The sequence below is a fragment of the Pseudomonas sp. 8AS genome (genome assembly GCF_902506505.1).
Classification (GTDB): Bacteria; Pseudomonadota; Gammaproteobacteria; order Pseudomonadales; family Pseudomonadaceae; genus Aquipseudomonas.
The window spans coordinates 1,612,363-1,638,817 of record NZ_LR733406.1 but is presented as its reverse complement, the minus strand read 5'-3'; the positions used below and the strand labels follow the sequence as shown (position 1 = coordinate 1,638,817).

The window sequence follows — 26,455 nt, the reverse complement described above, 5'->3', positions numbered from 1 at the left end:
TCCGCACCTGCTTGCAACGCTGCATGGCCGACGCGCAGCCGATCCAATCATGCTTAGCCTTTCTGGCGGACGATCTGGTAGCGCCGCCCCAGGTACCACACCGGGGCACTGACGATGTGCACCAGGCGAGTGAAGGGGAACAGCACAAACAGGGTCAGGCCGAGGAACACGTGCAGCTTGTACACCAGGCTGACCGGGGCGATGCTCGCGGCGGCGGCCTGCGGCTGCAGGGTCACCACCTGCTGCGCCCAGTTGGCCAGCAGCACCATCACCGAACCGTCCATGTGCGCGGTCGAGGCGACGATGGTCAGCAGGCCGAGCACCAGCTGCGCCAGCAGCACCAGCAGGATCATGATGTCGGAGGCGTTGGAGCTGGCCCGCACGCGATCGTCGAACAGCCGCCGCTTGAGCAGCATGAGCAGGCCGATCAGGCACAGGAAGCCGAAGAAGCCGCCGGAAACCATGGCCAGCAGCTGCTTGTTCTGGGTGCTGATGACCTTGTGGTAGATCGCCTCGGGAGTCAGCAGGCCGACGAAGTGACCGGCCAGGACGAACAGCACGCCGACGTGGAACAGGTTGCTGGCCGCGCGCATATAGCGCTGCTCCGCCGCGGTGCGGTTGAACAGCTGGCTGGAGCCGGCCTTCCAGCTGTACTGCGACAGGTCGAAGCGCGCCCAGCTGCCGATGATGCAGATGGCCAGGGCGATATAGGGATAGATCCCGAACAACAGCAGATTGACGTTAGACATTGCGCACCTCCGGGGCCACCGTCACGGCCGGCCCATCGACCTTGAAATCCACCCAGTGCAACGGCACCGGCACTTCCTCACGCACCTTGCCCGGCAGCGTGGTCTGGCTCGGGCAGCGGTCCTGCTGCTCGGCCTGCATGAAGTCCACGGCCTCCTCCTCCCAGATCTTGTCCAGCGCCTCCAGCGAGTCGTCGCGCACTTCCGCGGCGACCTGCTCGCGCACCTCGGCCACGGCCTGCTGCGGCTGCACGCCGGCAATCTGCAGCAGGGCCTGGAAGCAGGCGGCGTAGGGGCATTCGCGCTCATCCAGCCGCGCGGCCAGCAAGGCCAGCAGATGGGATACATCGGCCAGGCCCTCGCGGGCCTCAAGGTCTTCGCGGGTGGCCAGGTACTCCAGATACAGCGGGATGTAGTCGGGCAGCTCGCGCACGCCGATGGCGAAGCCGGCCTGCTCGTACTGGGCCATCAGGTCGACCATGGCCTGACCACGGTCGCGCGATTCGCCATGCACGTGTTCGAACAGCAGCAGCGACAGTGAGCGACCGCGGTCGAACAGCTCGCAGTAGCGCTCCTGCACGTCCATCAGGTCGCCACTGCTCAGCTCCTCGAGCAGCTCGATCAGCGCACTGCGCTGCTCCGGGCTGATCTCGCGGGCGCGGCCGATGGCTTCATCCAGTTCACCCTGCGCATCGCGCAGGGCCTCGGTGGGGTAGTCGAGCAACAGGGAAATCACCTTGAGAATTTGCATGCTCAGTCCTCCCACAACTGCACGGTTTTCAGGATGTCGCGCTGGTTGGCCTTCTTCGCCCCGAACATATTGGTGTCGGAGCTGCCGCTGCAGCCGCTGCCGAAGCTGAAGCCGCAACCGGAACGCTCGGCGAAGGCGTCGCTCATGGCCTCCTCGCGGTGCGCGGTGGGGATCACGAAGCGATCCTCGTAGTTGGCGATGGCCAGGTAGCGGTACATGTCCTCGACCTGGGCCACCGACAGCCCGACGTCCTGCAGCACCTTGAGGTCCTGCACGCCATCGACCTGCTCGGCGCGCTTGTAGGCACGCATCGCCAGCAGACGCTTGAGGGCCAGCTTGACCGGCTGCACGTCACCGGCGGTGAGCAGGTTGGCCAGGTAGCGCAGCGGGATGCGCAGGCTGTCGACGTCCGGCAGCACGCCGTCCATGCTGACCTTGCCGGCGGTGGCGGCGTTCTGGATCGGCGACAGCGGCGGCACATACCAGACCATCGGCAGGGTGCGGTATTCCGGGTGCAGCGGCAGGGCCAGCTTCCAGTCCACGGCCATCTTGTACACCGGCGACTTCTGCGCGGACTCGATCACCGACATCGGCACGCCATCGGCCAGGGCCTGCTTGATCACCTTGGGATCGAACGGGTCGAGGAAGATGTCCAGCTGCTTCTGGTACAGGTCCTGCTCGTTCGGCGTGCTGGCCACCTCATGGATGCGGTCGGCGTCATACAGCAGCACGCCCAGGTAGCGGATGCGACCCACGCAGGTTTCCGAGCACACGGTGGGCATGCCGGCTTCGATGCGCGGGTAGCAGAAGATGCACTTCTCGGATTTGCCGCTCTTCCAGTTGAAGTAGATCTTCTTGTACGGGCAGCCGCTGATGCACATGCGCCAGCCGCGGCACTTCTCCTGGTCGATGAGGACGATGCCGTCCTCCTCGCGCTTGTAGATCGCCCCGCTCGGGCACGAGGCCGCGCACGCCGGGTTGAGGCAGTGCTCGCACAGGCGCGGCAGGTACATCATGAAGGTGTTTTCATACTCGCCGTAGATATCGGCCTGCACCTGGTCGAAGTTCTTGTCCTTGCGCCGCTTGGCGAACTCGGTACCGAGAATCTCCTCCCAGTTCGGGCCCCACTCGATCTTCTCCATGCGCTTGCCGCTGATCAGCGAGCGCGGCCGGGCGGTCGGCTGGTGGTCGCCGAGCGGCGCGGTGTGCAGGTGCTGGTAGTCGAAGTCGAACGGCTCGTAGTAGTCGTCGATGCTCGGCAGGTCCGGGTTGGCGAAGATGTTCGCCAGCACGCGGAACTTGCCGCCGATCTTCGGATTGATCGAGCCGTCCTTGTTGCGGACCCAGCCGCCCTTCCACTTGTCCTGGTTTTCCCACTCTTTCGGGTAGCCGATACCGGGCTTGGTCTCGACGTTGTTGAACCAGGCGTATTCCATGCCTTCGCGGCTGGTCCAGACGTTCTTGCAGGTGATCGAACAGGTGTGGCAACCGATGCACTTGTCCAGGTTCAACACCATGCCAATTTGTGAGCGAATCTTCATGGCATCAGTCCTCAGATATCTTGCGGCAGGGGTTGCGGCAGGTCGTCGCCGTTGGGGCCGTCGAGCCAGTCGATCTTGTCCATCTTGCGCACCACGACGAACTCGTCACGGTTGCAGCCCACGGTGCCGTAGTAGTTGAAGCCGTAGGCCAGCTGCGCGTAGCCGCCGATCATGTGGGTGGGTTTCAGGACCACGCGGGTCACCGAGTTGTGGTGGCCGCCGCGGGTCTTGGTGGTCTCGCTGCCAGGCATGTTCACGATGCGTTCCTGGGCGTGGTACATCATCACCATGCCCTCCTTGACCCGCTGGCTGACCACCGCGCGGGCGACCAGCGCACCGTTGGCGTTGAAGCACTCGATCCAGTCGTTGTCCTCGATGCCGGCCTTCTTCGCGTCGATCTCGCTCATCCACACGATCGGCCCGCCACGGCTCAGGGTGAGCATGATCAGGTTGTCGGTGTAGGTGCTGTGGATGCCCCACTTCTGGTGCGGGGTGATCCAGTTGAGGACGATCTCCGGATTGCCGTTGGACTTCTTGCCCTTCACGTAACCGATGCTGCGGGTGTTGATCGGCGGCCGGTAGCTCATCAGCTGCTCGCCGAAGGCCTGCATCCACGGATGATCCTGGTAGAACTGCTGGCGACCGGTGATGGTGCGCCACGGGATGTACTCGTGGACGTTGGTGTAGCCGGCGTTGTAGCTGACGTGCTCGTCTTCCAGGCCGGACCAGGTCGGGCTGGAGATGATCTTGCGCGGCTGCGCCTGGATGTCGCGGAAGCGGATCGCCTCGTGCTCCTTGGGCAGCGCCAGGTGGCTGTGATCCAGGCCGGTGAATTCCGACAACGCGGCCCAGGCCTTGACGGCGACGTGGCCGTTGGTTTCCGGGGCCAGGGAGAGAATCACCTCGGCCGCATCGATGGCCGACTCGATCTTCGGCCGGCCCTGGCTGACGCCCTCCTCGCGCACCTTGTAGTTCAGCTCGCCGAGGAACTCGACCTCATCCTCGGTGTTCCAGTTGATGCCCTTGCCGCCGTTGCCCAGCTTGTCCAGCAGCGGGCCGAGGGAGGTGAACTTCTTGTAGGTGTTCGGGTAGTCGCGCTCGACCACCGCCATGTTCGGGCAGTTCTTGCCCGGGATCGGCGTTTCGCCGGCGGTTTTCCAGTCGGTGCCGCCGAACGGCTGGGCCAGTTCGCCGGGGCTGTCGTGCAGCAGCGGCACGGTGACCAGGTCCTGCTCGACGCCCAGGTGACCCTTGGCCATTTCCGAGAAGGACTTGGCGATGCCCTTGTAGATCTCCCAGTCCGAACGCGCTTCCCAGGCCGGGTCGATGGCGGCCGACAGTGGGTGGATGAAGGGGTGCATGTCCGAGGTGTTCATGTCGTCCTTCTCGTACCAGGTGGCGGTCGGCAGGACGATGTCGGAATACACGCAGGTCGAGGACATGCGGAAGTCGAGGGTGGTGACCAGGTCGAGCTTGCCGATGGCGCCGTCGTCCTGCCACTCGGCTTCGTTGGGCTTGAAGCCGCCGCGCTTGCCGAGGTCCTCGTTCATCACGCCGTTCTTGGTACCGAGCAGGTACTTGAGCATGTACTCGTGGCCCTTGCCCGAGCTACCCAGCAGGTTGGAACGCCAGATAAACATGTTGCGCGGGAAGTTGACCGGGTTGTCCGGCTGTTCGCAGGCGAAACGCAGCGAACCCTGCTTGAGCGCATTGACCACGTACTCCTTGGGCTCCATGCCGGCGGCCTTGGCGTCGCGGGTGATCTGCAGCGGGTTCTTGTTCAGCTGCGGCGCGCTGGGCAGCCAGCCGGCGCGTTCGGCGCGGATGTTGTAGTCGAGCATATGCTCGGGATACGCGGATTTATCAGCCAGCGGCGAGAGCACCTCGTGAATGCTCATCTTCTCGTGGCGCCACTGCGAGCTGTGGTTGTAGAAGAAGCTGGTGCCGTTCATCTGCCGCGGCGGACGGCTCCAGTCCAGGCCGAAGGCCAGCGGCAGCCAGCCGCACTGCGGACGCAGCTTTTCCTGGCCGACGTAGTGGGCCCAGCCACCGCCGGTCTGGCCGACGCAGCCGCACAACATCAGCATGTTGATCAGGCCGCGGTAGTTCATGTCCATGTGGTACCAGTGGTTCATCGCCGCACCGACGATGATCATGGAACGGCCATGGGTCTTGTCGGCGTTGTCGGCGAACTCGCGGGCGATCTGGATCGCCTTCTCGCGGCTGACACCGGTGATCAGCTCCTGCCAGGCCGGGGTGCCCGGCACGCTGGCGTCGTCGTAGCTGCGTGCGACGTTGCTGCCGCCCAGGCCACGGTCGATGCCCAGGTTGGCGGCCATCAGATCGAACACGCTGGCGACCTTGGCGCTGCTGCCGTCGGCCAGGCTGATCGAGCGCACCGGCACGCGGCGCAGCTGGACTTCCTCGCCTTCGACATGGGCGAAGTGCTCGTGCACCTGACCACCGAAGTAGGGGAAGGCCACCTCGGCCACTTCACCGCTGTCGATCTGGCTCAGTTTGAGGTCGATCTCGCGACCCTCGCGGCCTTCACGGGCCTCGATGTTCCACTTGCCCTTCTCGCCCCAGCGGTAGCCGATCGAGCCCAGCGGCGATACCAGCTCGCCACTGGCGTCAACGGCGATGGTCTTCCATTCCGGGTTGTTGTCCTGGCCCAGGTTGTCGGTGAGGTCGCTGGCACGCAGGAAACGGTCGGCCTGCAGGCGACCGGCCTGGTCCTTGAGCAGCACCAGCACCGGCAGGTCGGTGTAGCGCTTGGCGTAGTCGGTGAAGTAGGCGCTCGGTTTCTCCAGGTGGAATTCCTTGAAGATCACGTGGGCGAAGGCCTGGGCCAGCGCCGCGTCGGTGCCCTGCTTGGGGTTGAGCCAGAGGTCGGTGAGCTTGGCGACTTCCGCGTAGTCCGGGGTGATGGCCACGGTCTTGGTGCCCTTGTAGCGCACCTCGGTGAAGAAGTGGGCGTCCGGGGTACGGGTCTGCGGGACGTTGGAACCCCAGGCGATGATGTAGTTGGAGTTGTACCAGTCGGCCGATTCCGGCACGTCGGTCTGCTCGCCCCAGACTTGTGGCGACGCGGGAGGCAGGTCGCAATACCAGTCATAGAAGGACAGGCACACGCCGCCGATCAGCGACAGGTAACGGCTGCCTGCGGCGTAGCTGACCATGGACATGGCCGGGATCGGCGAGAAGCCGACCACGCGGTCCGGGCCGTACTGCTTGACGGTGTAGACGTTGGAGGCGGCGATGATCTCGTTGGCCTCGTCCCAGCTGGAGCGGATGAAGCCGCCCATGCCGCGCTTGCTCTTGTAGCTCTGCGCCTTGACCGGGTCCTCGACGATGCTGGCCCAGGCCTCCACCGGCGACAGGGTCAGACGCGCCTCGCGCCACAGCTTGAGCAGCGGCTTGCGGATCTTCGGGTACTTCAGGCGGTTGGCACTGTAGATGTACCAGCTGTAGCTGGCACCGCGCGGGCAGCCGCGCGGCTCGTGGTTGGGCAGGTCGTTGCGGGTGCGCGGGTAGTCGGTCTGCTGGGTTTCCCAGGTGATCAGGCCGTTCTTCACGTAGATCTTCCAGGAGCACGACCCGGTGCAGTTCACCCCGTGGGTGGAACGCACGATCTTGTCGTACTGCCAGCGCGAGCGGTAGACGTTCTCCCAGTCGCGCGACTCCTTGCGGGTCTCGCCATGACCGTCGGCGAACTCACCTTGCTTGCGATTGAAGAAGCGCAGCTGGTCGAGTAGGTGGCTCATTTTTTCTTCCTCTCAGGCTGAGTGCAGGCGGCCCTGCACTCGTCATTTCTTGGATTCGGGGGTTCGGCTTAGCAGGGCGTCTCGGCACCCTTGCGCGAGTACCACCACCAGGTCAGCAGGATGCAGCTGACGTAGTAGCCGACGAACACGTACAGGGCGACTTCCGGGCCGCCGGTGAGGGCGATGGAGGAGCCGAACGACTTGGGAATGAAGAAGGCCCCGAAGGCACCGATCGCGGAGCTGAAGCCCAGTACCGCGGCCGACTCCTTGCCGGCGGCCTTGATCGCCTGCTCCTTCTCGGCCGCGCCTTTGCCGGCGCTGAGGCGCTCGTGCAGGGTGCGGAAGATCACCGGGATCATGCGGAAGGTGGAGCCGTTGCCGATGCCGGTGGTGACGAACAGCAGCATGAACATGGCCAGGAAGCCGTAGAAGTTGCCGCTATCGCCCTGGGTCGGCAGGAAGGAAATCACCCCGAACACCGCGGCGATCATCAGCACGAAGTTCCACAGGGTGACCCGCGCACCGCCCAGCTTGTCCGCGATCCAGCCGCCCAGCGGGCGTACCAGGGCGCCGACCAGCGGGCCGAGGAAGGCGAACTGCAGGGCGTTGACCGCGGGGAAGGAATGCTTGATCAGCAGCGGGAAGGCCGCGGCGAAGCCGATGAACGATCCGAAGGTGGCCAGGTACAGCCAGCACATCAGCCAGTTGTGCTTGCGGGTGAAGATCACCGCCTGCTCGGCGAAGGAGGCCTTGGCGCTGGCCAGGTCGTTCATGCCGAACCAGGCGGCCACGGTCACCGCGGCGATCAGCGGCACCCAGACGAAGCCGGCGTTCTGCAGCCACAGCTGGCTGCCATCGGCCAGTTCCTGCGGCTGGCCACCGACCGCGCCGAACAGGCCCAGGCCGATCACCAGCGGCACCAGGAACTGCATGGCCGACACGCCGAGGTTACCCAGGCCGGCGTTCAGGCCCAGGGCGGTGCCCTGCTGCGCCTTGGGGTAGAAGAAGCTGATGTTGGACATGCTGGATGCGAAGTTGCCGCCGCCGAAGCCGCACAGCAGGGCGATGATCACGAAGATGCTGTAGGGCGTGTTCGGGTCCTGCACGGCGAAGCCCATCCAGATCGCCGGCGCCAGCAGGGATGCGGTGCTCAGTGCGGTCCAGCGGCGGCCGCCGAAGATCGGCACCATGAACGAGTAGAAAATGCGCAGGGTGGCGCCGGACAACCCCGGCAGCGCCGCCAGCCAGAACAGCTGGTCGGTGCTGAAGGTGAAGCCGATGGCGTTGAGGCGCACGATCACCGTGCTCCACACCATCCACACGGCGAAGGCGAGGAACAGCGCCGGGATGGAAATCCACAGGTTGCGGGTGGCGATGGCCTTGCCGGTACTGCCCCAGAAGTGCGGGTCCTCGGGGCGCCAATCCTGAATTACCGCCCCCTGCCGCGGAGGCTGGCCCATGGCCGGGTTCTTGGTTGCGGACATGCTCTGTCTCCTTCAAGCGTCGGAAGCGGAAGCCATGGGGCCGGAAGAGCCCTGGCCCATGACTGGGGTTTTGCGAACTTCGCTGAGGTACATCCAGATCAGGGAGACCCAGACCACGCCGTACATCAGCATGAAACAGGAGCTGCGCACGCCGGTCAGGTCGACCAGGGCGCCAAACATGATCGGCAGGACGAAGCCACCCAGGCCGCCGGCCAGGCCGACGATGCCGGACACCGCGCCCATGCGCTGCGGGAACTCGTCGGAGATGTACTTGAACACCGAGGCCTTGCCGAAGGCGAAGGCGATGCCCATGACGAACAGCAGCACGGTGAACAGGGTGGCGCTGAGGCCGATATGGAAGGTCTGCGGGCCGTTGACCGTCTGCACGGTGAAGTCGGTCTGCGGGTAGGACAGCAGGAACAGGCAGATCCAGCTGACCCACATCACCCACCAGGTCACGCTGTGTGCGCCCCACTTGTCCGACATCCAGCCACCGATGGCGCGCAGCACGCCGCCCGGCAGGGAGAAGGCCGCAGCCAGCAGGGCGGCGGTCTGCAGGGTGAAGCCGTATTCCTGCACGTAGTACTTGGTCATCCACAGGGCCAGGGCCACGTAGCCGCCGAAGACGATCGAGTAGTACTGGCAGTAGCGCCACACGCGCGGGTCTTTCAGGGTCTTCAGCTGCTCGGCCAGCGATACGCTGCTCGGCACCCGGTGGGCCTTGTTCTCGTAGGTGAGGAACCAGAACGCCAGGGCGGTGAGGAACATGATCGCCGAGTAGACCTTCGGCACCATCTGCCAGCTGGCGGCGGCGATGATCGCCGGGGCGACGAACTTGGTCACCGCGGCGCCGGCGTTGCCGGCACCGAAGATGCCCATGGCGGTGCCCTGGGTGCTCTTGTCGAACCACTTGGCGACGTAGGCGATGCCCACCGAGAAGGAACCGCCGGCCAGGCCAACGAACAGGCCGAGGACGAGGAACTGCCAGTACTCGGTGGCGTAGCTGATCAGGTAGATTGGCAGCACGCAGACCAGCATCAGGATGAAGAACACGATGCGCCCGCCGAAACGGTCGGTGAGCATGCCCAGCGGCAGGCGGATCAGCGAGCCGGTGAGCACCGGCGTGGCAGCCAGCAGGCCGAACTGGGTTTCGTTAAGCTGCAGCAGTTCCTTGATCGGCACGCCGAGCACGGCGAACATCATCCAGACCATGAAACAGATGGTGAACGCCAGGGTGCTCATGCCGAGCACCAAGCCTTGCTGGAGTTTCTGACTGGCCATGACGGTCCTCCGGGAAATCTGTCATGGCTGGAGGCTAGACCGCGAAGACTTAAAATTCTTGACACGGATCAAGGGAAAGACCGGCCATCCGGCCCTACCATCGGCCCTCCTACCACTTTAGTGGTAGGGCTTTTAAAACCAATTTAATCCTTATAAATCAACTAGTTAACACATCACAAACACTCCAGGAGCCGGCCTTACCCCCTCCTCGAACTCTTTAGAGGTAGCCGCCATGCTGGACTGGTTGAAAAGCTCGCTGCCGGCACGTGCCGGGCTCGCGGTCCTGCTGATCGCCGCCCTGGCCTTCTCCAGCGCCTTCAGCGCCGTGCTGATCGCCTGGGTCAGCGAGGACGATGCCGCCGCCATCAACACCGCCGGTTCGCTGCGCATGGCCACCTACCGCCTCAACTGGCAGCTGGAAGCCAATGCCTCGGCGGAACGGATCCAGCACCTGCGCGACGACATGCAGCGCCGCCTGGACAGCACCGCCCTCCACCACCTGCTCAGCGACCAGCCCGAATCGCCCCAGCAGCAGGCCTTCCAGGGCATCCTGCAGCAGTGGCAGGGGCAGCTCAAACCGGCCCTCGAGCGTGGCGACGCGGCCACCTTCCAGCAGCAGTCGGAAGTCTTCGTCGGCCAACTGGAGCACTTCGTCCTGCTCCTGCAGCGCCTCAGCGAGAAGCGCCAGGGCTGGCAGCAGAGCATCCAGGGCGCCGCCCTGCTGCTCACCGTGGTGATCCTGCTGATCGGCATGTTCGAGCTGCAGAGCAGCGTGATCAGCCCGCTGCAGGAACTGGTCGGCGCCACCGAGCGCTTTCGCGCCGGCGATCTGGATGCGCGCATCGAATACCGCTCCGACGACGAGCTGGGGCAGATGGCCGTGAGCTTCAACAGCATGGCCGACGCCATCGAGGAGTCGCACCGCACCCTGGAATCACGGGTGGCGGAGAAGACGCAGAACCTGGAGCAGAGCAACTCGGCCCTGGAACTGCTCTACCAGAGCAGTCGCAGCATCGCCAGCAGCCCGGCCAACGCCGAACAGCTCGACGAGCTGATCGACAGCTTCCAGCAGCGCCTGCCTGGCCTGCGCCTGACCCTGTGCCTGCGCGGCGATGCGGCCGAGCCGGTCGAACAGCTGATCGCCCTGCACGGCAGCGAGTCGCGGGAAATCTGCTCGCGCAACGACTGTGCCAGCTGTGAGCGACACCAGGGCCCGAGCCGCCTGATCTTCACCGTCAGCGCCCAAGGTGACAGCCTCGGCGAGCTGCGCGCGCACTACCTGGACGGCCATGTGCCGCGCCCCTGGGAACAGGAGCTGATCCAGGCCCTGGCCAACCTGATCGGCACCTCGCTGCTGCTGGAGCGTCAGCGCGAACAGGACAACCGCCTGCTGCTGCTCGACGAGCGCACCACCATCGCCCGCGAGCTGCACGACTCGCTGGCCCAGGCGCTGTCCTACATGAAGCTGCAGGTCAGCCGCCTGCAGACCCTGATCCGCCGCGGCGAACCCGGCGAACAGCTGATCCAGGTCAGCGACGAGCTGCGCGAAGGCCTGAACAATGCCTACCGCCAGCTGCGCGAGCTGCTCACCACCTTCCGCCTGCAGATCCAGGAAGGCGGCATCGACCAGGCGTTCAACGACACTGCCCGCGAATTCGCCGAGCGTGGCAACATGCGCGTGCTGTTGCACTGCGAGCCGCTGGCCTTCACCCTGACCGCCACCGAACAGATCCACCTGCTGCAGATCGTCCGCGAGGCACTCTCCAACTGCGCCCGGCATGCCCAGGCCAGCCAGGCCTGGGTGCACCTGCGGCAGAGCGGCGAAGAGGTCGAGTTGCTGATCGAGGACGATGGCTGCGGTATCGCCCCCGGCTTCGACAGCCGCCAGCACCATGGCTTGAACATCATGCAGGAACGCGCACGCAGCCTGGGCGGCAGGCTCGCCATCGAGCCGCGGCCACCCCACGGCACCCGCGTGCACCTGCTGTTCTGCCCCGATTTCCTGCGTCAGCCCACCCACGAGATAGCGCAATGAGCCTTGCAAGTCCGCACACGCTGCTGCTGGTCGACGACCACCCGATGATGCGCCGCGGTATTCGCCAGTTGATCGAGCTGGAATCCGACCTGGTGGTGGTCGGCGAAGCCAACAACGGCGAGGAAGCCACCGTCCTGGTGACCCAGCTGAACCCGGACCTGGTCCTGCTGGACAACAACATGCCGCAGCTCAACGGCGTGGAAACCCTCAAGCGCCTGCGCGACCAGGGCTATGCCGGCAAGATCCTGCTGTTCACCGTGTCCGATGCGGAGAACGACGTGCGCGACGCCATGCGCTTCGGCGCCGACGGCTACCTGCTCAAGGACATGGAGCCGGAGCACCTGATCACCCGCCTGCGCGAGGCGCTGCAGGGCAACCTGGTGGTCAGCCCGGCCCTAACCACCGTGCTGGCCCAGGCCCTGCGCTCGCCCCAGGGCGCCAGCTCGCTGGACCTCACCGAGCGCGAGCGGCAGGTGCTGAAGATGATCGCCGGCGGCCTGAGCAACAAGATGGTCGGCAACAAGCTGGGCATCACCGAAGGCACGGTGAAAGTGCATGTGAAGAACCTGCTGCACAAGCTGGGCCTGCGCTCGCGGGTCGAGGCCGCGGTCTGGGCCATGGAAAACCTGCACTGAGGCCTGAGCGCGCACAGGCCTCTGGTGCACACGGTGCACCCTACGCAAGAGCTGCCCAAGCCTGGAACGGGTGGGAACTGGAACCGATCGTCAAGCGACGCTAACCCTAGGGTGCGCCGCACCTACTTGGACCCTGCACCGACTGAGGCCAACGCCACACCGCCCCTCACTGATCGTAGAGAAAGCTCGCGTCTAGCTGCTCGGCGCTGTCGACCGTGACCTGCAGGTCCTTGACCAGGCCGTCGTGCAGGCCGTAGATCCAGCCGTGCACGGCCAGGGCCTGGCCGCGGCGCCAGGCGTTCTGCACGATGGTGGTGTGGCACACGTTGCGCACCTGGCGCTGCACGTTCAGCTCGCAGAGCAAATTGACCTGCTGTTCCGCCTCCAGGTCGGCGAAGCGTTCCAGGTTCTGGTGATACAGCGCCTTGAGCGCGCGCAGCCAGTTGTCGATCAGGCCCAGCTCCTCGTGACCCAGGGCCGCCCGCACGCCGCCGCAGCCGTAGTGGCCGCAGACGATCACCTGCTTGACCTGCAGCACGTCCACCGCGTACTGCAGCACCGAGAGGAAGTTCATGTCGGTGGCCACCACCATGTTGGCCACGTTGCGGTGCACGAACAGCTCGCCCGGCATCAGGCCGACCACCTCGTTGGCCGGCACCCGGCTGTCCGAACAGCCGATCCAGAGAAACTCCGGGCGCTGCTGGCGCGCCAGGCGGGCGAAGAACTCGGGGTCCCGGGCGCGCAGGGACTCGGCCCAGTAACGGTTGTTGGCCAATAGCTGTTTGACATCCACGCGGCATTCCTCGACTAACCCACTCGTGCACCGAAATAGCATGGGCCAGGCGCCGCCGACTTGTCCAAAATCAAGCCCGCCCGGCGCCGCGCCGCTTAGGCTGGACACCCCTAGTCGCCCAGACCCGACCATGCGCCCGATTGCCCTGCTCTGCCTGCTCGCCCTGCTGCCCGGCCCGTTGCTGGCCGCCGCCGAACTGTCGGTGGCCGCCGCCGCCAACTTCGCCGCGCCGCTGCGCGAACTGGCCAGCCGCTTCGAGGCGCAGCAGGGCGGGCGGCTGCTGATCTCCCTCGGCGGAACCGGCCAGCTGTATGCGCAGATCCGCAACGGCGCGCCGTTCGAGGTGCTACTGGCCGCCGACGGCGCCACCCCGGCACGCCTGGAGCGCGAAGGCCTGGCCGTGGCCGGCAGCCGCTTCACCTATGCCACCGGGCAACTGGTGCTGTGGTCGGCCCGCGCCGACCTGGTCGACGCCCAGGGCCTGGTGCTGCAGGGCGACGGCTTCCAGCACCTGGCCCTGGCCAATGCCCGGCTGTCGCCCTACGGCCAGGCCAGCCACGCCCTGCTGGCCAGGCTGGACCCGCAGGGGCGCCTGCAGGCGCGCCTGGTCGAGGGGCAGAACATCGCCCAGGTGCAGCAGTTCATCGCCAGCGGCAATGCCGAGCTGGGCCTGGTCGCCTATTCCCAGGTGTTCGTCGACGGCCGCCTGCGCACCGGTTCGGCCTGGCCGGTGCCGCAACACCTGTATCCGCCGCTGCAGCAGGACGCCGTGCTGCTGCGGGCCGGGCAGCCCAACCCGCTGGCCGGCGAGTTCCTCGCGTTTCTGCGCAGCCCCGCCAGCCAGGCGCTGATCCGCCGCTACGGCTACCGCCTGTAGGCCGCCCATGCTCGCCCCGGACGACTTCTCCGCGATCCGCCTGACCCTGCAACTGGCCGGCGTCACCACCCTGCTCCTGCTCCTGCTCGGCACCCCGCTGGCCTGGTGGCTGGCGCACAGCCGCCAGCGCCTGCGCGGCGCGGTGGCCGCCCTGGTCGCCCTGCCCCTGGTCCTGCCGCCCACGGTGATCGGCTTCTACCTGCTGGTCGCCCTCGGCCCGCAGAGCCCGCTCGGCCAGCTGACCGCCAGCCTCGGCCTCGGCACCCTGGCCTTCAGCTTCAGCGGCCTGGTGATCGGCTCGCTGATCTACTCCCTGCCCTTCGTCGTGCAGCCCCTGCAGAGCGCCTTCGTCCAGCTCGGACGCGCCCCGCTGGAGGCCGCCGCGACCCTGCGCGCCGGGCCCTGGGACAGCTTCCTGCACGTGGTCCTGCCGCAGACCCGCAGCGCCTACCTGGCCGCCGCCGTGCTGGCCTTCGCCCACACCCTGGGCGAGTTCGGCATCGTGCTGATGATCGGCGGCAACATCCCGCAGCGCACCCGCGTGATCTCGGTGCAGATCTTCAACCACGTCGAGGCCATGGACTACGCCAGCGCCCACTGGCTGGCCGGCGGCCTGCTGCTGGTGTCGTTCTGCGCCCTGCTGGCGCTGTATGGCGGCCTGCGCCAGCGGGGTGGCAGATGAACCTGCAGGCCCGCCTGCAGCTGCGCCGCGGCGACTTCGAGCTGCGCCTGGAACTGGACACGCCGCTGGCCGGGGTCACGGTGATTTCCGGGCCATCCGGCTGCGGCAAGACCAGCCTGCTGCGCTGCCTGGCCGGCCTGGAGCGCGCCGAGCCGGCCTACCTGGCGGTGGGCGAGCACTGCTGGCAGGACAGCCAGCGCCGGCTGTTCGTGCCGCCGCACCAGCGCTCACTGGGCCTGGTATTCCAGGACGGGCGCCTGTTCGAGCACCTCGACGTGCGCCGCAACCTGCTGTTCGGCTGGCAGCGCAGCGCTCCGGCCAGCCGGCGCATCGCCCCCGAACAGGCGATCCACTGGCTGGGGATCGAGGCGCTGCTCGGCCGTCGCCCCGCCCAGCTGTCCGGCGGCCAGCGTCAGCGCGTGGCCATCGCCCGCGCCCTGCTGTGCAACCCCAGCCTGCTGCTGCTCGACGAGCCGCTGGCGGCCCTCGACCAGGCCAGCAAGCGGGAGATCCTGCCCTACCTGGAGCGCCTGCACGACGAGCTGCAGATTCCCATGCTCTACGTGACCCATGCCCACGACGAGATCCTGCGCCTGGCCGACCGCCTGCTCCTGCTGCGCGACGGCCGCCTGCAGGCCTGCGGCCCGCCCGCCGAGGTGCTGGCCGGCCACGACCTGCCCGGCCAGGGCGACGACGAGGTCGGCGTGCTGCTGGACGGCCGCGTCGCCGCCTTCGACCCCGGCTACCAGCTGCTCAGCCTGCGCCTGGCCGGGCCCCAGGGCCTGAGCCTGCGCCTGCCGGCCAGCCAGGCGGCTGCCGGCACGCCACTGCGCTGCCGGATTCGCGCGCGCGATGTCAGCGTCTCCCACGAGCGCCCCGGCACCAGCAGCGCGCTCAACCAGCTGCCGGTGCGCCTGCTGGCCATCCGCGCGGCGCCGCATCCGGCCCATGCCCTGCTGCAGCTGGAGGCCGACGACCACCCGCTACTGGCGCTGATCACCCGCTACTCCCTGGAACAGCTGCAGCTGCAGCCGGGCCAGGCGCTGTGGGCGCAGGTCAAGGCCGTCGCCCTCAACTGACGGCCGCCCTCCCGCCGCAACAGGCGCGGCGCCAGGCCGCAGGGCGGATCGCGCACCGCCCGGCGGAACTTGATGATCATCAAGGTCGATTCGCCGCCGGCGCCTATCGTCAGCCCCAACTTTGACACCCGGGAGAACCCGTATGTACCCACGCGCCAACAGTTGGATCATCCTGCCGCTACTGGCCTGCGCCACCCCCGTGCTGGCCGAAGAGGCCTTCAGCAACCTGTTCACCCAGGGCAAGCCGATCTTCGATGCCCGCTACCGCTACGAGCACGTCGACCAGGACAACGCCCTCAAGCACGCCAACGCCCAGACCCTGCGTACCCGCCTCGGCTTCCAGAGCGGCAAGTGGTACGGCCTCTCCGCCCTGGTCGAGGCCGACAACGTCAGCCGCATCGGCGACGCCGCCTACAACGACACCCGCAACGGCCAGACCGAGTACTCGGCGGTGCCCGACCCCGACGGCAGCGAAATCAACCAGGCCCTGCTGCGCTACGACCACCAGTACGGCAGCGCCGTGCTCGGCCGCCAGCGCATCAACCTGGACAACCAGCGCTTCGTCGGCGGCGTGGCCTGGCGCCAGAACGAGCAGACCTACGACGGCGCCCTGGCCCAGCTCAAGCCGCTCGACGGCCTGACCCTGACCTACGCCTACATCGACCAGGTCAACACCATCTTCGGCCCGGACAACGGCCGCTACGACAGCGCCGCCAACCCGGCCAACATCGAGGGCCACAGCCACCTGATCAACGCCCAGTACGTGTTCATGCCGGAGCTGACCGCCACCGCCTACAGCTACCTGCTGGACCTCGACAACCTGGCCATCACCCCCACCGGCGCCGAGGGCGCGCTGTCCAGCCAGACCACCGGCCTGCGCCTCAACGGCGCGATCCAGGGCTTCAGCTACGTCCTGGAATACGCCCAGCAGCAGGACTACGACAGCAACCCGCAGGAGCTGGACAGCGACTACTACCTGGCCGAACTCGGCTACACACTCAAGGGCGTGGCGCTGAAGGCCGGCTACGAAGTGCTGGGCGGCGACGAGGGCCCGGGCAAGCGCGCCTTCCAGACTCCGCTGGCGACCAAGCACGCCTTCCAGGGCTGGGCCGACCAGTTCCTCATCACCCCCGCCGATGGGGTCGAGGATGCCTACGCCGGGGTCACCGTGCCGCTGCTCGGCGGTAGCCTGCAGGCCTGGTACCACGATTTTCGCGCCGAGCAGGGCAGCAGCCAGTACGGCGAGGAGATCGACCTGTCCTATGCCCACCCGATCCCGGGCGTGAAGGGCCTGGTCGGTCTGGTCAAGTACGCCAGCTACGACGCCGACGACTTCGCCGTCGACGCCGACAAGGCCTGGCTGCAGCTGCAGTACAGCTACTGATACGCCGGCCCCGTAACGGGGCCTCGCCCGACCGGCGTGCGGCGGCCTGCCGCCGCACGCCTCTGGAGATTCACATGTTCAGTCGTCTTGTCACACCTCTCCTGCTCGGCCTCGCCCTGCTCTGCCCGCCCACCTGGGCGGCGATCGGCGACGCCGAGGCGATGAACCTGGCCGGCATGCAGCGCATGCTCAGCCAGCGCATCGCCAAGAGTTACCTGATGATCGGCGCCGAAGTGCGCAGCGACGTGGCGCTGCAGCAACTCGACCAGAGCGTGGCGCGCTTTGAAAGCAACTTCCTCGCCTTGAGCGAGTACGCGCCCAACACCGAGATCCGCACCGCCCTGGAACAGGCCGGCAACACCTGGCAGGCCTACCGCGAGCTGGCCCTGTCGCGCCCCAGCCGCGAACAGGCCGTGCAGGTGCTGCAACTCAGCGACCAGCTGCTGACGCAGAGCGAGCAGGTGGTGCTGCTGATCGAACGCCACACCGGCAGCCAGAACGCCCGCCTGGTCAACCGCAGCGGCCGCCAGCGCATGCTCAGCCAGCGCATCGCCAAGCTCTACCTGGCCGTCAGCTGGCGCCTGCCGGTCGACGGCCTGGAAGCGGAACTGCACAAGGCCACCGAGGAATTCGAAACCGCCCAGCAGGAACTACTCGGCGCCCGGCAGAACACCCCGCAGATCAGCCAGGCCCTGCAGAAGGTCGAGGCCCAGTGGCGCTTCGCCCGCGCCGGCTTCCGCCTGTCCAGCGACTCGCAGTACGTGCCGACGGTGATCACCACCACCACCGAGACCCTGCTCTGGCAGATGAACGACCTGACCAGCGCCTATGAACAGGCGCTGCAACAGGGCAGCTGAGAACCTGTTTACGATCTCCTGGCCGTTGGCCATACCGCGTTAAAAACAGCCTCGGAATGCCGCTTGCGGCTAACGCGCTTCAGCGCGACCCGAAGAGCGAGCAGAGCGAGTCATGCTCATTTACAGCACGTAAACTCCGCTTCCTCGGCGTTTTGACCAGCCGAAGGCTGTTACTACGTAGCGCCTTGTCTGGCTCTAGTCCAAAAAATCGTAAACAGGTTCTGAGACACCCCACGCCGGCACTGCCTCTTTGGAGGTAGTGCCATGGGGGAATGGGAGAGCCGCCCCGCGCCGCCTAGGATGACAGCCTAGGAGGTGACCCATGCTGACCGACTCAGAAAACCTCAAGGCCTTGCGCCAGCACCACTTGTTCAACCGGCTGCCCGAGGCCCTGTTCACGGAAGTCAGTTGCCTGGCCATCCAGCGCAAGCTGGACAGTGGCGATGCACTGTTCCACCAGGGCGATGCCGCCGACCGCTTCTATCTGCTGCTCAACGGCCAGATGAAACTGACCCGCGTGCTGTTCGAGGGCCAGGAAAAGCTGGTGGAAGTCATCCAGCCCGGGCAGAGCTTCGCCGAGGCCCTGCTGTTCACCGGCGCCAGCCACTACCCCGTGACCTGCAGCGCGCTGAAAGCCAGCAACCTGATCAGCATCGACGGCACCCACTACCGACGCCTGCTGGAAGAACAGCCGAAGATCTGCCTCGACCTGCTGGCCAGCTTCAGCATGCGCCTGCACCAGCGCCTGGACGAGATCGACACCCTCACCGTCGGCAATGCCAGCCGCCGCGTGGTGCGCTTCCTCTGCCAGGAACAGCGCGAGGCCGGCAACGGCCAGATCCAGCTCAGCGTGCCCAAGCGCCTGATCGCCTCGCAGCTGGGCATCCAGCCGGAAACCTTCTCGCGCATCCTGCATCGCCTGATCGATGCCGGCCTGATCGCCATGGAACGCCGCAGCATCCGCGTGCTGGACCGCCCCAGCCTGGCCAACTACTACGAGTGAGCCGGCGCCCGCGCGCGCCCGCTCACCCGAGGAGAGTCCCGATGTCCGATCCCAAGCTTCCCCTGGTCTATTCCTGTTCCGGTTGCTCGAACGTGGCACAGCTGGCCAACACCCTGGCCGTGCGCCTGGACCGTGCCGGCCTGGCGGAGATGTCGTGCATCGCCGGGGTCGGCGGACGCGTCGCCTCGCTGGTCAACAAGGCCAGCAGCGGCCGGCCGATCCTGGCCCTGGACGGCTGCCAGCTGCAGTGCGTGCGCGGCTGCCTGGACCAGCACGGGGTGCGCGCCGACGTGCACCTGATCCTCAGCGACCTGGGCCTGAAGAAACGCTACGGCGAGGACTTCAGCAGCGACACGGTCGAGCAGGTCTATGCCGAGGTGGCCGGGCTGATCGCCAGCGACCGCCTGCCGGCGCGCAAGGTGGTGCTGCAGAGCGTCGGGCACTGACCCCGTAGGGTGCGCCATGCGCACCACGCATTTCCCCCGGTGCGCACGGCGCACCCTACGCGACCGGGCCTAGGCCTACAGGCGAAAGCGCGCCATCTGCGCCTGCAGGCTGCCCATGTCCTGGTTGATCCGCTGGCTGCCCTGTTCGGTGGCCTGCGCCGAATTGGCCGAGGATTCGGCGATGCCGGCGATGCGCGTGAGCGACTGGTTCATGTCCTCGGCCACCTGCGACTGTTCCTCGGCGGCCGTGGCGATCTGCCCGGTCATGCCACGGATGGTCTGCACCGCATCGACGATCTGCACGAACACCCGCTGCACCGCCTCTACCTGTTGCAGGGTCTGCTCGCTGCCCTGGCGCGACTCCTCCATGGCCGTGCCGGCACGCCCGGCCTGGGCCTGCAGGCGTTCGATCAGGCCGCTGATTTCCCCGGCCGAGGCCTGGGTCCGCCCGGCCAGGCTGCGCACCTCGTCGGCCACCACGGCGAAGCCGCGGCCCTGCTCGCCGGCGCGGGCCGCCTCGATGGCCGCGTTGAGGGCCAGCAGGTTGGTCTGCGCGGCGATCGCGCTGATCACCTCCAGCACCCGGGCGATCTGGTCGCTGTCGGCCAGCAGCTGCTGCAGCACCTCGGCCAGGCCTTCGACCTGCTGCGACAACTGGCGGATGGCCAGCACCGAGTCCTGCATCAGCGCATCGCCGCGACTGGTCTCCTGCTCGGCGGTGTCGGCGGCGCCCGCCGCATCCACGGTGCTGCGGGCCACCTCGTGGGAGGTCGCCAGCATCTCGTTCATCGCCGTGGCCACCTGCTCGATCTCGCTGCGCTGGGCCTGCACGTGCCCGGCATTGTCCGCCGCCATCGCCGCCATCTGCACGCACTGACCGGCGCCCCCTTCGGCGGCCTGGCGCACCGCCCGAATCATCTCGCCGACCTGTTCCAGCAGGCGGTTGTAGGCCGTGGTGATGCGGCCGATCTCGTCGTCGGCGTGGCGCACCGCCAGCGGCCGGGAGAAATCGCCGCCGGCGACCAGTTCCAGGCGCCCGCGCAGCTCGTCGACCCGCGCCATCAGCCAGTTCATCCCGGCCAGACGGCCGAGCACCACCAGCAGCAGGATGGCCAGGGTCGCGCCCATCGACAGCCAGCGCTGCAGCGCCGCCGTGCGGTTGCTGTCGGCCGACAGCAGCGTCACCACCTGGTGCATGTCCTTGAGCAGGGCTTCCGACTCGCCGGCCAGCTGCTGCGCCGCGCCGGCCTGGCCGCCGGCGACCCGGCGCACCAGCTCGCGATAGCCCTGCCAGCGCTGGTCGACCAGCTCCAGCTGGGCGCGCGCCGCGGGCAGCTGCACCGCCGCCGGCGTGCCGGCCGGGTCGCCATCGCGCAGGCTCCGGTGGCTCTGCTCGAAGCGCTGGATGGTCTGCTCCAGGCTGCTGGCCGGCAGCAGGTCCTGGGCCACCAGCAGGCTTTCCTTGGCCATTTTCTGGCTCAGCATGCGCTGCGCCCCGGCCATGTCCAGCTGGCTGGCGTCGCGCACCGAGAGGAACAGCACGGCGGCCGTCAGCGCGGCGCAGAGGAAGATCAGGCTGTAGGAGAAGAAGAACTGCGCATTGATGGTGCGCAGGCCCAGGGCGCGCAGGGCGGCCTGGATGCTATCGGTGATCCAGTCGAACATGAGGTTCTCCTTGAAGCCGCCCCGCGTGCCGGGCGGGCCGCTTGTGACGAGCCCCCGGACCACGCGGTGACGGATGAATCCCTGTCGCACCGGCCCCATGCCGGGTGCAGACATTGCAGCTCCCCTGGCGCCGCCGTGTAGCCGGCGGCACCAACGAATTGCAGTACAGCAAAAAACCGGCCAAACACCAGGCCGGCTGCCGTCTGCCCTGCTCTCAGCCCCCGCCTACGATCAGTTGCGCGGCAGCCATGCCGGGTTGGAACCGGCTCTAGCTCGCGGGATCGTGGACGGGTGCTCAGCCGGCGCTGCCGGCCGCTGTCGATTGGCGTTGCGCCAGGTCCTCGCGCAGCACCTCGCCGACCCGGCACAGCGAGCGCCACAGGCGCGGCGGCAACTGCTCGGGGTCGAGGCTGTCGATCAGGTTCTTCATCGCCAGGCCCAGTTCGGTATCGCCTTCGATGACCAGGCGCCGGCGGAAGAACAGGGTATCCGGGTCTTCCTGGCGGCTGGCCAGCAGCACGAACTCGCGCCAGTTGCCGCGGATGCACACGTCCACCGGCGCCCGCGCCGCCATGCGCAGGCCGCGCCGCTCACGGGTCAGGCACCAGGCCAGCTGCAGGTCGCTGACCTCCAGGCGCAGCCAGCGCCCTTGCAGCAGATCGAAGGCGCCCTCCTCCACCGGCTCGGCAAACAGCCGCGCCACCACGGCCTCGAGCACCCAGCGCTGCAGGGTGAAGGGCACATGGCGGGCCAGCCCGAGCAGCGGGTCGGCACTGCGCAACGCCAACTGGGTCAGGTTCAGCACAGGCCGGCCTCCTCTACGCTGAGCATGCCCGGGCGGCCATGCCAGTAACCGTTGCAGCCCTGGGCCAGCAGCGGCGGCAAGGCGCCCTGGCGCACCGCATGGTAGTCGCCGATCACCGCCGGCATGCCTTCGGCCCGCGGACTCAGGCGCAGGCAGTCGACGCCGCTGCGCTGCACCTCGCGGTAGTCGGCCAGCAGGTTGTTGACCCGCGCCGAGAGGGTCTGGATGCCGTTGAGGGTGAACAGCGCCTCGCCCTCCTGGCTGAGCAGGGGAATGCCTTCGGGGTAGTTGATGCAGCAGAACTGGCAGTCGTCCTTGGGCCGGTTTTCCGCGCGGGCGGTGAAGCAGCGCGCCGAATAGGCCAGCGGCAGGTGGCCGTAGGCGAACAGCTCGACTTCCGGCCGCGGCCGGCCGAGGGCATCGAGCTGGCCCAGGCAATCGCGCAGCAGCGCCGCCGAGCATTCCACCGGCGGCACCCAGCGGCGCAGCCCGCAGTCCTGCAGTTCGGCCAGAGCCTGGGCGTTGTACAGGTTGAGCGCGGGGCCGGCGACGAAGTCCAGGCCCTGCTCGCGCAGCAGCTGCACGGCGCCCATGTCGTTGGCCTCGACCAGCAGCTCGCCATTGCCGCACAGGCGCTTGAGGCTGGACAACTCGGAAGCCGCCTCGATCAGCGCCAGGCCGGACAGCACCAGCTCGGCGCGCGTGCATTCGCGCAGCTCACGGGCCAGCCCTAGCCAGTCGTCGAGCGACAGGGCGCGGCGCTTGGAGCAGACGGTCTCGCCCAGGTAGATGATGTCGAGCGGCTGGTCGGCCATCTCGGCATAGAAATCCAGCAGTTTGTCGCGCTGCCAGTAGAACAGAACCGGCCCCAGACTCAGTTTCATAACGGCCTCACTGCCAGGATCTATGGTAGGCGCCGAGGGTGCTCTGGCTGCCTTCGGAGAGCCCGTCCAGGGCGCTGCGCCACTGCGGCAGCACGCTGAACTGGGCCGGCGCGCGGGCATGCGCATCCAGCGCGGCGCGCCACACGCGGGTGACCTGCTCGACATAGGCCGGGCTGCGCTGGCGGCCCTCGATCTTCACCGCGGCGATGCCGATCTCGGCCAGCTGCGGGATCAGGTCCAGGGTGTTCAGGCTGGTCGGCTCCTCCAGGGCATGGAAGCGTTGGCCGTTGACCAGAAAGCGGCCCTTGCACAGGGTCGGGTAGCCGGCCGACTCCTCGGGGCCATAGCGGTCGATCAGCACCCCGCCCAGGCGCGAGCTGAGCCCCTCGGCGTCTTCCTGCCAGCGCACCGCCTTGGCCGGCGAGCAGACCCCGCACAGGTTCGGCGACTCGCCGGTGACGTAGGACGACAGGTGGCAGCGGCCCTCGGCCATGATGCACAGGCTGCCGAAGGCGAACACCTCCAGCGGCACCGTGCTGCGCTCCGCCACCTGGCGCACCTGGGCCAGCGACAGCACCCGCGGCAACACGGCGCGACGGATGTTGTAGCGCTGCTGGTAGAAGGCCAGCGCCGCCGCGTTGGTCGCCGAGCCCTGCACCGACAGGTGCAGGTTGAGGTCGGGGTAGCGCCGGCTGGCATAGGCCAGCACGCCGGGGTCGGCGGCGATCAGCGCATCCACGCCGAGGTCGGCGGCCTGGTCGACCGCGCGCTGCCAGCGCGCCCAGCCCTGCGGCTGGGCGTAGGTATTGACCGCCACATAGAGCTGCTTGCCGCGCTGGCGGATCAGCTGCAGGCCGCCGTCCAGCTGCTTCTCGTCGAGGTTGAGGCCGGCGAAGTGACGGGCGTTGGTGTCATCGCGAAAGCCCACGTAGATGGCGTCCGCGCCTTGCTGCAGCGCCGCCTTGAGGGCGGGCAGACTGCCCGCCGGACACACCAGATGCATGCGAAAACCCCTTGCTCGGAATGCGTGGCGCCACTCTAGGGCGCTGCCCGGCGCACGCCTTGACCATGGTCAAGCCGTGTCAGTCGAGCAGCGCGCTGAACGGCAGGAAGTCGACCGGCTCGCCGGCCACCAGGGTCCGCTCGCAGTCGACGATGGCCAGGCCGTCGGCCCAGCAGGCGGCGGTGAGCATGGCCGAGCCCTGCTTGGGATGCGCCACCGCGCATAACTGGCCGTCGACCATCTGCAGGCGCGCACGCAGGTACTGACGGCGCGCGTTGCGCTTGTTCCAGGCGAAGCCGGCGGGGACCTGCAGCGGCTGCGGCAGCACCTCGCGGCAACCCTGGGCGCGCAGGAGGAACGGCCGCGCCACCACCAGGGCGGTGATCAGCGCCGCCGCCGGGTTGCCCGGCAGGCCGATCCACGGCGTGCCGCAGACGTGACCGAAGGCCAGCGGCTTGCCCGGCTGGATCGCCAGGCGCCACAGGTGCAGCTCGCCCAGCTCGCGCACGGCCTGCTTGAGGTGGTCTTCCTCGCCCACCGAGACGCCGCCGGAGGTGATCAGCACATCCCACTCCGAGGCGGCCAGGCTCAGGGCGTCGCGGCTGGCCGCCAGCTCGTCGACCAGGATCGCGCAGTCGTCCACCTCGCAGCCCAGGCTGCGCAGCACGCCGCCGATGCTGTAGCGGTTGGCGTTGTAGATCTGCCCGGGCTGCAGCGGCTCGCCCGGTTCGCGCAGCTCGTTGCCGCTGCTCAGCAGGCCGACGCGCAGGCGCCGGTGCACGGCCACCTCGGCGATGCCCAGGCTGGCCAGCAGGCCCAGCTCCTGCGGACGCAGGCGCACGCCGGCATCGAGCACGCAGCTGCCGGCGTCGAACTCCTCGCCGCGCCGGCGCACATGGGCGCCGGCCAGCACCGGCGGCAGGTGCACCGCGTCGCCCTCCTCGCGCGCCTGCTCCTGCGCCACCACGCTGTCGGCCCCCGGCGGCAGCGGCGCGCCGGTGAAGATGCGCACCGCATGCCCGCCCGGCAGCGGCTCCAGGGCCGCGTCGCCGGCGGCGATGCGCCCGGCCAGCGGCAGCCAGCCGCCCGCGGCCGGCAGGTCCGCGGCGCACAGGGCGTAGCCGTCCATGGCGCTGTTGTCCCAGGCCGGCATCGGCCACAGCGCATGCACCGGCTCGGCCAGCACGCGGCCGCCGGCCTCGCTCAGCGCCACCCACTCGGCCAGCGGGGCCGGCGGTACGCGCTGCAGCAGTTCGGCGATCGCCTGGTCGACCGGGCGCAGCGCATGGCCGTGGCCATCGCAGCCACAGGCGCTCACGAGCGGGCTCCGCAGGCCGCCACCGGTTGCTCCGGCAGCTGCTTGAGGTGCGGCACGAAGTTGCACGGGCGGGTGCGGCTGTCCAGCTGTTCGACCAGGATCTTGCTCCAGGCGGTGCGGCAGGCGCCCGGCGAGCCGGGCATGCAGCACACCAGGGTGCCGTTGCTGATGCCGGCCAGGGCGCGCGACTGCACGGTGGAGGTGCCGATCTCCGCCAGGGACACCTGGCGGAACAGCTCGCCGAAGCCGTCGACCTGCTTGTCCAGCAGCGGCGCCACCGCCTGCGGCGTGTTGTCCCGCGCGGTGAAGCCGGTGCCGCCGGTGATCAGCACCGCCTGCACCAGCGGGTCGGCGACCCAGGCGCACAGGCGCGCGCGGATCTGCCAGATGTCGTCGGGGACGATGGCGCGCTCGTACAGCGCATGCCCGGCCGCCTCCAGGCCATCGATCAGGGTCTGCCCGGAGCTGTCGGTGAGCACGTTGCGCGTGTCGCTGACGGTGAGCACTGCGATGCGCAGTGACTGGAATTCGACGCTGGACAAGTGGGCCATGCTGCAAATCTCCGCAAGATATCTGCGCGCAGCCTGCGCCCCCACCTGACCGGCGCCCATTCCCCGTTGGAGGTATCACCCGGGGTAGCACGCCGTGCCCTTGACCGGGATCAATGCCCGGCCCTTGACCAGGATCAAGGCTGCCGCGATCCGGCGCGACTAGCCTGGCGACAACGGCCTAGAGCCCGATCCAGGTGGCGCCATGAGCAAGAAATTCCCCCTGCAGCCCAAGCACCCCGAGCGCATCTGCTGGGGCTGCGACCGCTATTGCCCGAGCGGCTCGCTGGCCTGCGGCAATGGCGCCGACCGCACCATGCACCCGCTGGAGATGCTCGGCGAGGACTGGTACCTGTTCGGCGACTGGGGCATCGAGCCGCCGGCCGAGCCGGCCGGCGCCGCAGACCAGGCGGACTGAGCCGCACTATACCCAGCGCTGCGCGGCCTGCTGGTCGCTGTCACGGGCGGCCACCCACTGGCTGCCCTGGTCGCCGAGTTCCTTCTTCCAGAACGGCGCGCGGGTCTTCAGGTAGTCCATGATGAAGGCGCAGGCGTCGAAGGCCGCCTGGCGATGGGCGCTGGCCACGCCGACGAAGACGATCGGCGCGCTCGGCGCCAGCTCGCCGACCCGGTGCACGATGCTCACCGCCAGCAGCGGCCAGCGCTGGCAGGCCTCGGCCTCGATGGCGGCCAGGGCCTTCTCGGTCATGCCCGGGTAGTGTTCGAGAAACAGCCCGTGCACGTCCTGGCCGGCATTGAAGTCGCGCACATGGCCGACGAAGCTGACCAGCGCGCCGACGCCCGGGTTCTGCCCGTGCAGGGCATCGAGCAGGGCGCCGCTGTCGAAGGGTGCGGTCTGCACACTGACGCTCAT

Annotated in this window: 24 protein-coding genes; 10 read left to right on the top strand and 14 right to left on the bottom strand. The window is 67.9% G+C overall.

Annotated features, from left to right (window positions below):
• Nucleotides 1–53: 53 nt before the first annotated feature.
• From narI to GV001_RS07665, 6 genes are all read right to left on the bottom strand, one after another.
• Complete coding sequence (gene narI / locus GV001_RS07690) at nt 54–749, bottom strand: respiratory nitrate reductase subunit gamma (protein ID WP_160079054.1); 696 nt, start codon at nt 747–749, stop codon at nt 54–56.
• Nucleotides 742–1,497 (bottom strand): nitrate reductase molybdenum cofactor assembly chaperone, encoded by a 756-nt coding sequence (narJ, locus tag GV001_RS07685; protein ID WP_160079053.1) that lies wholly within the window; start codon nt 1,495–1,497, stop codon nt 742–744. Before narJ ends, narI begins: the two co-directional genes overlap by 8 nt.
• A 2-nt stretch (nt 1,498–1,499) precedes the next feature.
• A complete protein-coding gene (narH, locus tag GV001_RS07680; protein ID WP_160079052.1) occupies nt 1,500–3,038 on the bottom strand; it encodes a nitrate reductase subunit beta in 1,539 nt (512 codons plus the stop codon).
• 11 nt (nt 3,039–3,049) lie between these two features.
• Nucleotides 3,050–6,802 (bottom strand): nitrate reductase subunit alpha, encoded by a 3,753-nt coding sequence (locus GV001_RS07675; RefSeq protein ID WP_160079051.1) that lies wholly within the window; start codon nt 6,800–6,802, stop codon nt 3,050–3,052.
• Nucleotides 6,803–6,870: 68 nt separating this feature from the next.
• Nucleotides 6,871–8,262 carry a NarK family nitrate/nitrite MFS transporter gene (locus GV001_RS07670; RefSeq protein WP_218583057.1) on the bottom strand — a complete coding sequence of 464 codons (1,392 nt, stop codon included), beginning with the start codon at nt 8,260–8,262 and terminating at the stop codon, nt 6,871–6,873.
• A gap of 36 nt (nt 8,263–8,298) precedes the next feature.
• Nucleotides 8,299–9,567: a nitrate/nitrite transporter gene (locus GV001_RS07665; RefSeq protein ID WP_160079049.1), complete on the bottom strand. Its 1,269-nt coding sequence runs from the start codon at nt 9,565–9,567 to the stop codon at nt 8,299–8,301.
• Between the two features lie 232 nt (nt 9,568–9,799).
• On the opposite strand from GV001_RS07665, the gene GV001_RS07660 reads away from it, so the two are divergent.
• Together GV001_RS07660 and narL are read left to right on the top strand one after the other, a co-directional pair.
• Nucleotides 9,800–11,602, top strand: coding sequence for an ATP-binding protein (locus GV001_RS07660; RefSeq protein ID WP_160079048.1), 1,803 nt, complete (start codon nt 9,800–9,802; stop codon nt 11,600–11,602).
• On the top strand, nt 11,599–12,237 hold the full coding sequence (narL, locus tag GV001_RS07655) for a two-component system response regulator NarL (RefSeq protein ID WP_160079047.1): 639 nt from the start codon (nt 11,599–11,601) through the stop codon (nt 12,235–12,237). Before GV001_RS07660 ends, narL begins: the two co-directional genes overlap by 4 nt.
• A gap of 166 nt (nt 12,238–12,403) precedes the next feature.
• Here the strand turns inward: narL and can are convergent, their stop codons facing one another.
• Nucleotides 12,404–13,072, bottom strand: coding sequence for a carbonate dehydratase (gene can / locus GV001_RS07650; protein WP_160079046.1), 669 nt, complete (start codon nt 13,070–13,072; stop codon nt 12,404–12,406).
• 88 nt (nt 13,073–13,160) lie between these two features.
• Here can and modA point away from each other — a divergent pair, with 88 nt between their 5' ends.
• The 7 genes from modA (at nt 13,161) to GV001_RS07615 (ending at nt 19,358) form a co-directional block, all read left to right on the top strand.
• Nucleotides 13,161–13,907: a molybdate ABC transporter substrate-binding protein gene (gene modA / locus GV001_RS07645; protein ID WP_160079045.1), complete on the top strand. Its 747-nt coding sequence runs from the start codon at nt 13,161–13,163 to the stop codon at nt 13,905–13,907.
• A gap of 7 nt (nt 13,908–13,914) precedes the next feature.
• On the top strand, nt 13,915–14,589 hold the full coding sequence (modB, locus tag GV001_RS07640; RefSeq protein WP_160079044.1) for a molybdate ABC transporter permease subunit: 675 nt from the start codon (nt 13,915–13,917) through the stop codon (nt 14,587–14,589).
• Nucleotides 14,586–15,668 (top strand): molybdenum ABC transporter ATP-binding protein, encoded by a 1,083-nt coding sequence (gene modC / locus GV001_RS07635; protein ID WP_160079043.1) that lies wholly within the window; start codon nt 14,586–14,588, stop codon nt 15,666–15,668. Before modB ends, modC begins: the two co-directional genes overlap by 4 nt.
• A gap of 142 nt (nt 15,669–15,810) precedes the next feature.
• A complete protein-coding gene (locus GV001_RS07630; RefSeq protein WP_160079042.1) occupies nt 15,811–17,052 on the top strand; it encodes an alginate export family protein in 1,242 nt (413 codons plus the stop codon).
• Between the two features lie 74 nt (nt 17,053–17,126).
• Nucleotides 17,127–17,909, top strand: coding sequence for a type IV pili methyl-accepting chemotaxis transducer N-terminal domain-containing protein (locus GV001_RS07625; RefSeq protein WP_160079041.1), 783 nt, complete (start codon nt 17,127–17,129; stop codon nt 17,907–17,909).
• 322 nt (nt 17,910–18,231) lie between these two features.
• The gene (locus GV001_RS07620) at nt 18,232–18,912 is read left to right on the top strand and encodes a Crp/Fnr family transcriptional regulator (RefSeq protein WP_160079040.1); all 681 of its coding nucleotides are present in this window, start codon (nt 18,232–18,234) and stop codon (nt 18,910–18,912) included.
• Nucleotides 18,913–18,953: 41 nt separating this feature from the next.
• The gene (locus tag GV001_RS07615) at nt 18,954–19,358 is read left to right on the top strand and encodes a putative zinc-binding protein (protein ID WP_160079039.1); all 405 of its coding nucleotides are present in this window, start codon (nt 18,954–18,956) and stop codon (nt 19,356–19,358) included.
• A gap of 75 nt (nt 19,359–19,433) precedes the next feature.
• Here the strand turns inward: GV001_RS07615 and GV001_RS07610 are convergent, their stop codons facing one another.
• The 6 genes from GV001_RS07610 to moaB form a co-directional block, all read right to left on the bottom strand.
• A complete protein-coding gene (locus GV001_RS07610; protein ID WP_160079038.1) occupies nt 19,434–21,023 on the bottom strand; it encodes a methyl-accepting chemotaxis protein in 1,590 nt (529 codons plus the stop codon).
• Nucleotides 21,024–21,318: 295 nt separating this feature from the next.
• Nucleotides 21,319–21,828: an SCP2 domain-containing protein gene (locus GV001_RS07605; protein WP_160079037.1), complete on the bottom strand. Its 510-nt coding sequence runs from the start codon at nt 21,826–21,828 to the stop codon at nt 21,319–21,321.
• Entirely contained in the window at nt 21,822–22,712 is an 891-nt protein-coding gene (locus GV001_RS07600; protein ID WP_160079036.1) for a U32 family peptidase, read from the bottom strand. Before GV001_RS07600 ends, GV001_RS07605 begins: the two co-directional genes overlap by 7 nt.
• A gap of 7 nt (nt 22,713–22,719) precedes the next feature.
• Nucleotides 22,720–23,715, bottom strand: a complete 996-nt coding sequence (locus tag GV001_RS07595) for a peptidase U32 family protein (protein WP_160079035.1) — start codon at nt 23,713–23,715, stop codon at nt 22,720–22,722.
• A 79-nt stretch (nt 23,716–23,794) separates the two neighbouring features.
• Nucleotides 23,795–25,033 (bottom strand): gephyrin-like molybdotransferase Glp, encoded by a 1,239-nt coding sequence (glp, locus tag GV001_RS07590; protein ID WP_160079034.1) that lies wholly within the window; start codon nt 25,031–25,033, stop codon nt 23,795–23,797.
• Nucleotides 25,030–25,584: a molybdenum cofactor biosynthesis protein B gene (gene moaB / locus GV001_RS07585; protein ID WP_160079033.1), complete on the bottom strand. Its 555-nt coding sequence runs from the start codon at nt 25,582–25,584 to the stop codon at nt 25,030–25,032. The genes glp and moaB overlap by 4 nt, the downstream gene beginning before the upstream one ends.
• Before the next feature lie 202 nt (nt 25,585–25,786).
• On the opposite strand from moaB, the gene GV001_RS07580 reads away from it, so the two are divergent.
• The gene (locus tag GV001_RS07580) at nt 25,787–25,999 is read left to right on the top strand and encodes a DUF3079 domain-containing protein (RefSeq protein WP_160079032.1); all 213 of its coding nucleotides are present in this window, start codon (nt 25,787–25,789) and stop codon (nt 25,997–25,999) included.
• Between the two features lie 6 nt (nt 26,000–26,005).
• On the opposite strand, the gene moaE is transcribed toward GV001_RS07580, so the two are convergent.
• Entirely contained in the window at nt 26,006–26,455 is a 450-nt protein-coding gene (gene moaE / locus GV001_RS07575) for a molybdopterin synthase catalytic subunit MoaE (protein WP_160079031.1), read from the bottom strand.